Here is a 12485-nt window from a genome sequence, read left to right on the forward strand (position 1 = left end):
TTCATTATCCCATAGCAATCATTGGCGAATGTATTCATTTTTCCCAATGATTGCTTACACTGTTTATAATTTCGACTAATCAATTAGCTTAACTTTGACACTGCAACCACCTAAAAGTGGTAGCTTTTCTTACTCAAACACCCTGCTTATTAGACAAAGGTCTAAAGCCAGTTTTAAAATCATTGTTTTCGATATACTGTTTCACTTTATCGTGGATCGATTGCCCAATTATCTGTTACATTAAAATTACCTTCACGTGCAACCAAGACAACTAAAAAGCCATGAAGCTTCAAAACTTAAATATTATTATCGCCGATGACCATCCCTTATTTCGTAATGCCTTACGACAAGCATTAAATAATGCTTTTCAAGGTACTAATTGGTTTGAAGCTGACAGTGCCGATGCCTTACAGCAAGTGCTTGATGACAAAGCAGCAGATCTAGACTTAATCTTACTCGATTTGCAGATGCCTGGCTCACATGGCTACTCGACCCTTATCCATCTTCGAGGTCATTACCCTGATATCCCAGTTGTCGTCATTTCAGCCCACGAAGACGTGCAAACAATCAGCCGTGCTATTCATTATGGAAGCTCAGGGTTTATTCCCAAATCTGCATCTATGGATACACTAAAAGAAGCATTAGATGCTGTGTTATATGGTGATATTTGGCTACCTGAAGGCACGGAAATCCTTGAAGTTGATGACGATCCGACTAGCCAAATGGCAAGCAAGTTATCTGATTTAACGCCGCAGCAATACCGCGTATTACAAATGTTTGCTGAAGGTTTACTGAATAAACAAATTGCCTATGACTTTGGTGTATCTGAAGCCACGATTAAAGCCCATGCTACGGCCATTTTCCGCAAACTCGGCGTCAGAAATCGCACTCAAGCGGTAATAGCACTTCAACAATTAGAAATGGAAAAGGTAGATTTATCATAACCTCACTCTCTCAATTACCGTTTTCACAAGCCTGTGAGAACAACAAGCATGCAATCATTAAAGAGTTACAACAGATTTTAGCCACTCGCCAACAGGTTTTAGAAATTGGCAGTGGCACTGGGCAACATTGCGTATTCTTTTCTTCTCAATTACCACACTTACAATGGCAAGCGAGCGATCAACCTAGCTACCTGGCTGATTTAAATCGCCGTATTACGCTCGAAGGGTCAGTTAATCTAATACCTGCAATCGCCCTCGATGTAATGCAACCGTGGCCTCAGGCGCTGAATGAGAGTGAGATTGATGCAGTCTTTACGGCCAATACATTACATATTATGAGCCAAGCTATGGTTAACGCCTTTTTTAACCAAATTGGGAAGCAAATCTCACAAGATGCAGCGCTAATTATCTATGGCCCTTTTAATTATAAAGGCCGCTACACCAGTGAAAGTAATGAGTCATTCGATCAATGGTTAAAAGAAAATAATCCTGAGAGTGGTATTCGCGATATAGAATGGATAGAAACCCTGGTCACTGAACAAGGGTTTAAGCTTCAACATGACTTCGCTATGCCCGCAAATAATCGCTTACTGCATTTCAGCCGGTAAATTCAAAGCAAGTAATTGAGTTACAAACTCAGTTGAAATGGATATTAGAGTTAAGTTAAACGCTAAAAACTTAATCCGTAAAAACAATTAGTGAAATGCTTTTTTTATCTTAAAAACTTTGTAAGCTAACCATTAGAATTTTGAAATTAAATGATCCTCACCAATACAAGGACAGCGCATTATGGGTTCGGTTACCACTAAAAAACACCCTAACGGTTTAGATTATGTCGAAATAAATACCGATTTGTGCCAAGCCAGCATTTTTCTTCAAGGCGCACAAATTGATTTCTTCAAGCCAAAAGACAAAGCACCTCTTCTTTGGGTATCAAGCGCTGATGATTATCAACCTGGTAATGGCATACGCGGCGGGATCCCTGTTTGCTGGCCTTGGTTTGGAGCAAGTGACATCCCCGGATTCCCACAACATGGCTTTGCTAGAACCAGTCTTTGGTCACTCGCCTCTGTAAAAATGCGTAATCAAGTTGTCGATTTAGTTTTTACCTTGGCTATTACAGAGGACAATAAACAATACTGGCCTCATGATACGGAAGTTAGCGTATTATTTACCTTAGGTGAAACCCTTTCAGTCAGCATTGTTAATAAAAATAACTGTGACTACGATGTTAATCTAACTCAAGCATTACACACTTATTTTCCTATCGGTGATATTCATCAGCTTAAAGCAACTGGTTTTACTGGGGCTAAATACATCGAATTTGCAAAAGGCCCTTACCCGCAAGAAGGCGATGAAGTTAACTTTACTCGTGAAACCGATCGTGTCTATACCGATTTAGCCCCTATTCAACATTTACACACACCAGAAGGGACAATTGAAGTAGCAAGAGAGAATAGCCAGTCTGCAGTGCTATGGAACCCATGGATTGATAAGTCTCAGCGATTATCTCGCTTTAACGATGAAGATTACCTCACTATGGTGTGCCATGAAGCGGCTAACGTACTTGAAGACCAAGTTAGGCTAGCACCGGGAGCAAGCCATACATTAACAACTCATATCCGCTGGGTTTAACATTACTATCAGTCTTCACGAAGCTACGTTTAGATTTTTGCTTAAAGCTTAAAACCAAGTTTTATTAGTCGCTAATACTTGGCCAACATAGATTTATGCGCTGTGATTGGCCATGTTTTTCTTCTTACAAAAGACAACACTGTCAAATTGAAAAAACACGAAAAATCAGATTAGCCTTTTTATGTTGCTGATGTATATGACTAACTACAGCCATCAATTTTTAGCTATGCTATTCTTTACTGCACTTCATAAATCAATACCTTAAGACAGAACTTTGACATGACAGTTCGAATTTTCACTGTTAAACGACTTCTCATTGTGTGTCTCACATTGGCCACAATATTTGCTGTGTTCATCCAACAAAATTTTCGGTCGATTGCACTGAATATCGTGAACTCGTTAGCAGAGCCATACAATGTAAGAGTTTTAGATGCCAAGGTTAGTATTGATAGCGCTAATCAATGGCATTTTCCTTTCATATTAGTTCGTTATCAAGATAGTGAAATAGCCCTTCATGAAGTTAAAATCCAACTCAACAATGGGTATAATGTCTTAAAAAATATAAAGTTATCACTAGAAGATATTAGTGATTTCAGTGTGAATAAAATTGATGTTAACTTGGGAGATAGTTTTTTTCAGCCCCAACAGCAAACAGATAACGCTGGGAGTATAGGATTAAGTTTATCGCACATTCCCGAAATAAAATTAGCAGCAATAAATATCTATTTACCATTTCAAAATAATGATCGTGCAATTATTCAAGCTAAGCACCTGAATTTGCTGACACCTAAACTCAGTCATGCACAACCAAGTCGTTCTATACGTAAAACGTTAAGCGGTGAATTTTTAGTCATGCAACAGGCTGTCGCAAACCTATCTCTAACACTCGATTCCACTCAATGGCAGCTTACTCACTACACCGAACTTAACTCACTCCGTGAAGGGTTGGAACAACTGAGCCTCACCCTAAACGAATATGCCTTACATACTCAGAAAGACAGTTTACAGGATAAGGAGCGAGCCAGTTCTTCTTTAGAACAATCCTCTTTTTTATCAACATTAGACTCATTACAAAGTGCCATAAACACGCATATGCTGACAATTAAAGGGCTTTGGAATAGCACAACTTCAATAGATTTAATCACTGGGGCAATCCAAAGCAAGCAAACAATTAATGAGTTAACTATCAGCTCATCAGCAGTTAAAAACGTTGCTTTTAATCCTGCATCGCCAATTCAACTAGAAATAAACTACAAGCCTGAAGCAGATACGGTTTCGCCAAACCTAAACGTTATACTTGCCCCAATAAGCTGGCAACAAAGTACAGACAAACGCCAGTTGGAACAATTGATCCAACTACTGCAGCCTTCAATAGTGTTGCCAACAGATAAACATGAATTAATAAAACAGCTTGAGCACCCTATTCTTTGGCAACTCGCTCTTACCAAACCTCTGACTATACAAACAAGATTGGATGACCAAACAACTATTACAGCGAATTATGATGCCGCTATTAACATTTCTCATCCTGTTTTGTCAGCTGATATCACTTTAAAAAATAATCATATCGTAAAAGATAATTCAGATATCAGCTTTGACGCAGAAGTATTAAGCCACCTTAAGCAGAAACAACACATCAACCTAACCGCTATGGATTTTATCCCCCATGAGATCAGTTTCGAAAATAGTGAACTAACAACGGATATTTCAATCAAGGCAACAAATAATACTGCCGACATGGTTATTAATAGCGCGTCAATATATTCAGATAAACTCGATGCCACCATTAATCATAAAAACCTAAATACAAAAAATGTATATTGGCAGCTAACAGAGACCTCAAGTCTTGCTGTATCTCAAACGCCTTCTTTAACATCTTCTAATGCTGCTTTGCAGCCATCTAACCTTAATCCCTCGAACTCACCTGTACCATTGCGTTCAGTAATTAAGTTTAACGTAAATGGTTTTGCATTAGGCTTCGATTCCTTTTCATTTACTCAGCCAACGCCCTTAGCATTTAATAAGCCAAGTTATGAGGCTCAATTAGGCAAGTTTCGAATTGAAGCTAAACAGAACATTGAATTAACATTGAACGAAACCACGCCTAGCATTGACCTACTATCGCAAGCCTTATCCCAAACCAATCAGTCAACTCTTAGTTGGCAACTGAATAATATTAAGCTTGATAAGCTTATCCCGAGTAAGTCGAGAACACGCCGTTATAAGGCATTAAGATTCGATCAAATAAATTTAGATCAAACACTATCATTAAAACAACAATTACTGACGGGAACTGAGCAATGGCAACTTGACGCCCTTTCGCTATCTAGCTATCACTTATTAAAATTGCCCCAGCAGCACCAGCCTGCCTCACTCGCCGGACAATGGTCATTTGACACTGAACTGGCAGATATTCTTTCGACATTTGAACATACCCAGATGCTGCCTGATAACATGAAAATAGATGGCCGCAGTAAATTAAACGCTGGCTTTGCATTAATCGAGGCCCAAGGTGTGTCACTTTTTGAAATGAAGTTCGAGCAACAGCTGACCAATATCGACGCAAAATACCACGAAAATGTGATGTATGATGCGACAGCTCAAGCTAATTGCCAGTTTAATTGGCAACAAGCACATAGCACACCTGAACGACCCGAAACATTCAGCCAAAGTCGATTGCTATGCCAACAAGCACAAATAGATATTCCCGAGGCATACGCAGGGATAAACCTAGACAACATTAACTTATCAGCCAATTTATCCTTAGGTAAAAACGAACAAGTACCTGCCAAAAATTGGTTACAAGAAATCAGCGGCCTTAGTGATACTGACGTCAATTTGACTGCCAGCGGCGACTTACTTGATGGGGAGTTTCTAATTCCTGAGTTTTATTTAAGGTTACACGATATCTCAGAGGGCTACTTTGTCCTTAATGGGATCAGTCTAGAAGCCTTATTAGCAGCGCAGCCCCAAGTCGGTGTTTATGCAAATGGGATTTTTGATGGTGTACTTCCCGCCACGTTAGTAGATGGCAAAGTCACCATAGCGGGCGGTCATCTTGCCGCAAGAAAACCTGGCGGGTTAATTCAAGTATCTAATAACCCAGCACTTGAACAAATAAGGGCTTCACAACCCCATCTTGATTTTGTGGTGCAAGCTCTAGAACATCTCGAATATAGCCAACTAAGCAGTACATTCGATATGAAAGATAACGGTGATGCGAGTTTGAAAGTGCAAGTAAAAGGCAAAAGCCAAGACATTGAAAGGCCAATACATTTGAACTATTCTCATGAAGAGAACTTATTTCAACTGTATAAAAGTACCCAGATTGGCAATCAACTGCAAAATGACATCGAACGTTCCGTGAAGTAAAAGGACCACTCAGTGAAAACACCTTACGTTGTTAATATTATTTTTATCAGTTTCTGTTGCTTAGCTGCTGTGGCATGCTCGCCTACGGTAAAAATAGCGCCACCAGATAAACCCATCGAAATTAATCTAAATGTGAAAATAGAGCACGAATTATTATAAAAATAGATAAAGAGCTCGATGTATTGCTCGAAGATGACGAATTATTTTAGTTATAGGGAGCAATACCAATGAAAGTTATATTAATTGCTATACTAACCGGACTATTGTTTTCAAGTTCTGCACTTGCATTGACCTTACAGCAGGCTAAGAGTCAGGGCTTACTTGGCGAACAAACTAACGGATACTTAGGGTTAGTCGGCAACAATGAGCAAGCCAAAAAAGTCATGAATGATGTCAATGCAAAACGGAAACTACACTACCAAAAAATAGCTAAAAAGAATAAATTATCGACTGATGATGTAGCTATGCTCGCAGCAAAAAAAGCCATAGCAGCTGCAAAAAAGGATCATTATATTCAAACGATTTCTGGTAAGTGGCAACAAAAGTAATGCCAGTTAACTCATCTTTGTTTGGTTACTGATCAAGCAAAGATTTCAGCAATAGACCTATTTAGTCTTTAATTAACGTTCTTGCTAGCCCTTAACCCCACCATAAGCGCAACCTGTCATTTCCTCTCTGGTATTTTACAAAGTAAAGCTTAAACCATACATTTTTTAATGGTATTTTTTCTAGTTCAAAAGTGTTACATTTGTAACATGTCAATTTTTTGTCTGGTGCCAAATAACCACACATCCAACCGCTAAAATTATATGAATAAGACACTCACTATAATAATTACAATTTGTCTTTTCGTGGCAACCCCACTGCAAGCAAAACCCGTAGTAAACGTCGGGGGCTATTTGTTTGCTCCTTATGTTGATGTATCCGAAGACGGCTTATTTCAAGGTTTTACTATTGATCTCATTGCTGCCTTTAATCAACTACAAACTGAAGTTGAGTTTCAATTTGTTAATACAAGTATTGAGAATCGCTACCAAGCCTATGATATAAGACGGTTTGATATGATGTTTTTTGAAAGTCCTATTTGGGGCTGGAAAAGCTTCATTGCCGAATTTATTCCTCTAGACATTGTTGATGGCGAAGTGTTTATAACACTTAGAGATGGGGTGAAAGATCAGCAGTACTTTGATAGTTTTGGAAATAAATCACTCAGTTTAGTCAGCGGTTATCATTATCAGTTTGCCCAGTGGAATAACAATGAACAAGATCTAATGAGCGATTTTGATATTCAATTTGTTCATACTAACCGAGCATCGATTGAAAGCGTATTAAAAGGCAGAGCTGACATTGCCCCTGTCACCTTATCTTACCTGCAGCATTACATTAAAATGTATCCAAAAATCAGAGATAACCTGCTAATTTCAGAGAAATTAGATCAAACATATTCTCATAGTATTTTGTTAAACCCCAAAGCTGTAATTTCTAAAACGAAATTGCAAAAATGGTTATCTGATTTGCAGGAATCTGGTCGACTCAATCGAATAGCAAAAAAATATGATTTAGCGATAAAACCCAGATAAAAAAATAACCCCATTAATTGTTCAATTAATGGGGTTAATGATTAAAAAAACCAAACGTATTTCGTTCGGCTTTATATTTGATATTACATAGTAACCATAGCCCAATATTCTAGACGTGATTGCGGATCTAAGACGACTTTTTTACATAGCTCTTTATATTTTCCCATTAAAGGGCCTAAACCACTTGAGCCACCTAAACTTGCAATCTGTTGCTCTTTGGCTTCAGCAACTGCGGTAGTCACAGCATCTGCAGCCATATATTGACCAGCTAATTTTTCAGCTTCTTCACCTGAGATTTTTAATCGAGAACCCACAGCTTGCATCTGCGGCGCATCCATTCCCATGATCACACCAGAGGCAATTTCATAATAAGCTGCACATTGAACTAACTCATTACTAAACGCCGCTTCAGCCTTATCTTGCGCACTTGCCTGAAAACTTGCTGTCATCAACACAGCGGCAGATAACATATATCCTTTTTTGCCCATGAAATTTCCTTTACATATTTTATTTCTACAAGACAATCATTACCTTAGATTCACAAGGCTAACGATATTTAATTACTTGTTTTAGTTAGTAGTTTATTTCTGTATTAAGCATCGCATTAGCATATTGCTGACGATAATAATCTAAACGGTGCTTTAAATGCTTTTGAACCGTTGTCCACTCAGTATCAATAATGGAATACACAACCGTATCTCTTACTGTGCCATCTTTAAGAATTTTATGGTTTCTCAGCACACCATCTTGTTTAGCACCTAAGCGCATAATGGCTTGTCTTGATGCTTGGTTATGCCAGTGTGTTCTAAATTCCACTGCCATGACATCTAACGTATTAAAAGCATAATCCAATAACAATAACTTGGTTTCGGTATTGGCTGACGTTCGTTGGGCACGTTTAGCATACCAAGTGTAGCCAATCTCGAGACGACGATTAGGCTGATCCCAATGACAAATTCGAGTACAGCCAATAATTTCACCTGAAGTTTTATCCCTGACCACAAACGCTAATGACTCACCTTGTTTTTCTTGTTGTAGCGCTTTCTCTACATAAGCTTTCATTTCGTCTGGGTGTGGAACCGAGGTAAACCATAACTCCCAAAGGTTGCCATCTGCACTTGCTAAACTAAGAGCAGCAACATGATCGATACTTAGCGGTTCTAAAATGACATGGTCGCCGGTTAGCACACTATGACTGTCTATGTTTGCCATTCTTACTCCCTTACCAAATAGTTAACTTAGTCACACAATGACAGAATACATGATCTTAATCAGAAAAAAATCATCTTTATCAGTAGAGAAACATAATTATTGTTTTCGATTAGTGTGTTAGCGACCTAAAAAGACAAGATTTACTAAGTTGAAACGTAAAAAGGCCAATAAATCAATATTGACCTTTGACTAACCAAATGGACGCCTCAATTACGGCATAATCGTTAACGACTGTAATACCAATGCTTTTAGATACTTATTGCGCAAAAGATAGTTGATAAACACTCGTCGTTCCGCTCACTTCATTACCAACTATCAATAATGGCAAACCATTTGGACTGTTTTCTGGGCTAACAAATTTCATTCCTTCAGGACCAAGATCGCCTGCTAATTCTGGTTGACCAGAAATGTCGCTGCCGTCTATTTCAAATTCAATGTCAAAATCACGATTAACAACATAATCGACAAAACGAACATCAAAAGGGTTACTGATATCGTAAATCATAAAACCAGACGTACGCTCAAGGCCGATAAATGCATATTGTTTACCTGCAATTTGACCAATAGCTAATGCTTCTGGCTCAGGTCCTTTATCATCGCTTCGACTGTCACCTTTACTTTCTTCATTATGATTATTGAAGTTGTCAGCTAAAATTGCAGCGGTAATACGCTCAAATTGACTACCACTATCAAAGACTAATTGACCATCATGAGTCCAAATAGAAAATGAACGAGCACCATAAGAAACGATTCTATCCATATCTCCATCGCCATCATCATCCCCCATTGTCGTTGTCACCTTTAGTCGGCCCAATTGCGTTTTATCTTGAGCTGCAGCGACTTGAGGATGATTAGCATCTAAGAGTAAATCTTCCGCTCGTGCCTCTTCAGAAAAGCCATCATAATCACGGGCATCTCCTTCATTAGCACTGACCACAAATGTTTGTTCATTCCATTGATAAGAAGCGATCGTATCTGGTTGATACATACCATAAACACCTTCATAAGTTTGAATGTTAATAGCATCATCTTTATCACTTGCATCAATTTCATTTCCTACATCACCATAATGCTTAAGACCCAGGGTATTAATCTGCTCAACAGTATTATCAGTCAAATTAATCACCGCAATGGCATTATTTTCCTGCAAGCTAACATAGGCATATTTATTATCTAATGAAACAGCAATATATTCAGGCTCAAGATCTTGTGATACCGAAGCGCCGGGACCATTTAACTTAATCAAGTCGCTCATTTCATCATGGCGCGTACCACCAGCATCAAAGTCATTAAAATCAATGATTGTCGCACTATCAGCAGGACTATTATCAGCAATTGTAATCACGGCAATTGAACCTTGTGGATCAACACTATAATCACTATTGGGCTCACCTTCGTTCGCTACGATGACAAGAGCGCCGTCATGACTAAATACAAGGTTGTCTGGCAAAGCACCAACGGTAACCGCTTTAATATAACTGGCTTCACCTGCTGCTGATAATCGATAAAAGGCTATAACGCCATTGCCTTGAGTCGCATTCCCTAACTCATCGGCCCTTTCAACTGCAACAGCTAACAAGTCGTCATATATACTGATGCTATTTACATTACCTAAGCCTGTTATTTCGGCATCGGTAGCCACATCTATGCTAAACACCTTAGTTAGATTATTTAAATTAGTCGCTGCTATATCATCAGCTGTCATTACAGTGATATCACCTTCTGTAGATAGCACTGAAATATCTAACGCATCAACCTGACCGCTATGAGCATTAACCACAAAAACAAGTCTGCTTTGTGTATGGTAATCAACAATTTCAGCAGCACTTTGTCCAAAAATACCAGACTGATAACGTCCAACTAATTCTGCTGATAATGCACCTTGTTGCTCATGACACATGATTTGAGTTTGTGAAGAATCAATTTCGTCAATGTCCAGTATTCCATTACCGTTGACATCCAAGCCAGTCTCAATCTGTTGTCCGCCAAAAGGACATTGTGCATGTCCAGTCAGTAGCTCACTTGCAAGTAACAATGAACTTTGACCATTGATTCCATTACTGCCGTCCTGTCCATTACTGCCATCATCGCCATCACACCCTGATAAAGTTATTACAGACATCATTGCGACTAAAGGTAAAACTGCTGTTTTCATGTTTGTTCCTGTTGCGTACTTGTTATAAAAATTTCAAGTAAGCTACGCAAACTCAATGACAATCAAACGACGAGACTGTTAAGGTATTGTGACAAAAAACTTGGGTTAACCAGTAAATAAATTGATACAAGTTCATAAAAATTATTTCGCTCTATTAGCAAGTTCTCATGATAAAATTTAAACACTTAATTCTTCATCTACTTCATATTTCCCTATTCTTTCAATAAACTGAGGTTAGAGTGAGCCAGTCTTTAAACACGCATCACAATACTACTCCGCCAAATGTGCCGAATTTAGCAATGCTAATTCCAATGCTTGCTGCCATTGTGGCCATTACGCCACTCGCTATCGACATGTATCTACCTGCCATGTCGAATATCGCTCAAACATACTCAACGCACGTAACCACTGTGCAGCAGTCATTGAGTATCTATCTTGCTGGCTATGCATTAGGTATGCTTACATTCGGCCCGCTTGCAGATCGTTTTGGCCGCAGACCGCTAGTCATTTTTGGTCTCAGCGGATTTACCGTAATCAGCTTCTTTATTTCAATATGTAGCTCAATCGAAGTTTTTTTAGCATTGCGTTTTGTGCAAGCATTTATTGGCGCAGCTGCCACTGTGGTGGTTCCGGGTTATATCAAAGAGGTATATGGTGATAACACAGCAAAAGGGATGTCTTACGTCAGCTTAATCATGATGCTCGCACCATTATTAGCTCCCTCTTTAGGTAGCTTGATACTGGAGCTGGGTGAATGGCCGTTAATTTTTCTCAGTCAAAGCTGCTATGCAATTGCCTTGTTACTGATCGTCTTGTTCAAGTTAAAAATGCCCAGTGATAAAGCCGCTGATACACGAAGTAAGCAGTCTTTCTTTGCTGCGTATAAAACCGTATTAACTCGCCAAGGCGTCAAAGTAAACATCACGTGTGGTGTATTAACCTCATTTGCGTTTTTTTGTTATTTAACTGCTTCACCATTTATTTATATGGAAGTATTCGGACTCGATAAAACCTTATTTGCCGTTTTATTTAGTACCAATGTCGGTGCACTCATGCTGGCAAATATAATCAATTCTAGAATCGTAACTCGATATGGTTCAAGCCGTATGTTATTTGTGGCAACAGTTTTTGGCTCATTAGCTGCCACAGGATTATTAATCGTCAATATTGTCGATTTAAGTTATCACTACACTGTTGCAATGCTGATCCCTTTAATGGGCTGTTTAGGTATCATGTCTGTCAATGCTGATGCCATTGTATTGATGAAGTTTAAAAAAGAAACGGGTACCGCCACTGCGGTTATTGGAACATTACGTTTTGGGTTTGGCTCTTTAGCTGGTCCTTTACTTGCGTTCTTTTATACTGGCACCGCTGTTCCATTCTCTGCATTGATGCTGATTTCAGTGGTGATGGTCATGGCCTGTTTGCTATATCAACGCACGCAACCTTATAACCCGTAAACGACTTGCGAAAACGACAGTTAATAAGCTAACGACCTAGAATAAAACGTTAGCTCATACTGAGACTCGCTAAACAATCATACGCTTCAATTAACTTCCTCTACTTTCATTGGAACTGTAGAGGAAG

The 12485-nt window shown here is 38.9% G+C and carries 10 protein-coding genes and 1 pseudogene; 8 read left to right on the forward strand and 3 right to left on the reverse strand.

Annotation, left to right across the window (positions count from 1 at the left end):
• Positions 1-281 precede the first annotated feature (281 nt).
• From SJ2017_RS11840 to SJ2017_RS11870, 7 genes and pseudogenes are all read left to right on the forward strand, one after another.
• The gene (locus SJ2017_RS11840) at positions 282-944 is read left to right on the forward strand and encodes a response regulator transcription factor (protein ID WP_055023258.1); all 663 of its coding nucleotides are present in this window, start codon (positions 282-284) and stop codon (positions 942-944) included.
• A complete protein-coding gene (locus SJ2017_RS11845) occupies positions 941-1552 on the forward strand; it encodes a DUF938 domain-containing protein (protein ID WP_338057701.1) in 612 nt (203 codons plus the stop codon). Before SJ2017_RS11840 ends, SJ2017_RS11845 begins: the two co-directional genes overlap by 4 nt.
• Before the next feature lie 181 nt (positions 1553-1733).
• On the forward strand, positions 1734-2579 hold the full coding sequence (locus SJ2017_RS11850) for a D-hexose-6-phosphate mutarotase (protein ID WP_080915895.1): 846 nt from the start codon (positions 1734-1736) through the stop codon (positions 2577-2579).
• Between the two features lie 279 nt (positions 2580-2858).
• Positions 2859-5951 carry an intermembrane phospholipid transport YdbH family protein gene (locus SJ2017_RS11855; protein WP_080915896.1) on the forward strand — a complete coding sequence of 1031 codons (3093 nt, stop codon included), beginning with the start codon at positions 2859-2861 and terminating at the stop codon, positions 5949-5951.
• 36 nt (positions 5952-5987) lie between these two features.
• Positions 5988-6160 (forward strand): annotated as a pseudogene (locus SJ2017_RS11860) (YnbE family lipoprotein).
• Positions 6161-6178: 18 nt separating this feature from the next.
• Positions 6179-6499, forward strand: coding sequence for a YdbL family probable chaperone protein (locus tag SJ2017_RS11865; RefSeq protein WP_080915897.1), 321 nt, complete (start codon positions 6179-6181; stop codon positions 6497-6499).
• A gap of 261 nt (positions 6500-6760) precedes the next feature.
• Entirely contained in the window at positions 6761-7531 is a 771-nt protein-coding gene (locus tag SJ2017_RS11870; protein WP_080915898.1) for a substrate-binding periplasmic protein, read from the forward strand.
• 83 nt (positions 7532-7614) lie between these two features.
• On the opposite strand, the gene SJ2017_RS11875 is transcribed toward SJ2017_RS11870, so the two are convergent.
• The 3 genes from SJ2017_RS11875 to SJ2017_RS11885 form a co-directional block, all read right to left on the reverse strand.
• Positions 7615-8019, reverse strand: coding sequence for a hypothetical protein (locus tag SJ2017_RS11875; protein ID WP_080915899.1), 405 nt, complete (start codon positions 8017-8019; stop codon positions 7615-7617).
• 85 nt (positions 8020-8104) lie between these two features.
• The gene (locus SJ2017_RS11880) at positions 8105-8743 is read right to left on the reverse strand and encodes a GNAT family N-acetyltransferase (protein ID WP_080915900.1); all 639 of its coding nucleotides are present in this window, start codon (positions 8741-8743) and stop codon (positions 8105-8107) included.
• Positions 8744-8999: 256 nt separating this feature from the next.
• Positions 9000-10898 carry a choice-of-anchor I family protein gene (locus tag SJ2017_RS11885; protein ID WP_080915901.1) on the reverse strand — a complete coding sequence of 633 codons (1899 nt, stop codon included), beginning with the start codon at positions 10896-10898 and terminating at the stop codon, positions 9000-9002.
• A gap of 299 nt (positions 10899-11197) precedes the next feature.
• On the opposite strand from SJ2017_RS11885, the gene SJ2017_RS11890 reads away from it, so the two are divergent.
• Positions 11198-12358, forward strand: a complete 1161-nt coding sequence (locus SJ2017_RS11890) for a multidrug effflux MFS transporter (RefSeq protein ID WP_055023416.1) — start codon at positions 11198-11200, stop codon at positions 12356-12358.
• The last annotated feature ends 127 nt before the right edge of the window (positions 12359-12485 follow it).

This window comes from Shewanella japonica, from assembly GCF_002075795.1.
Lineage (GTDB): Bacteria > Pseudomonadota > Gammaproteobacteria > Enterobacterales > Shewanellaceae > Shewanella > Shewanella japonica.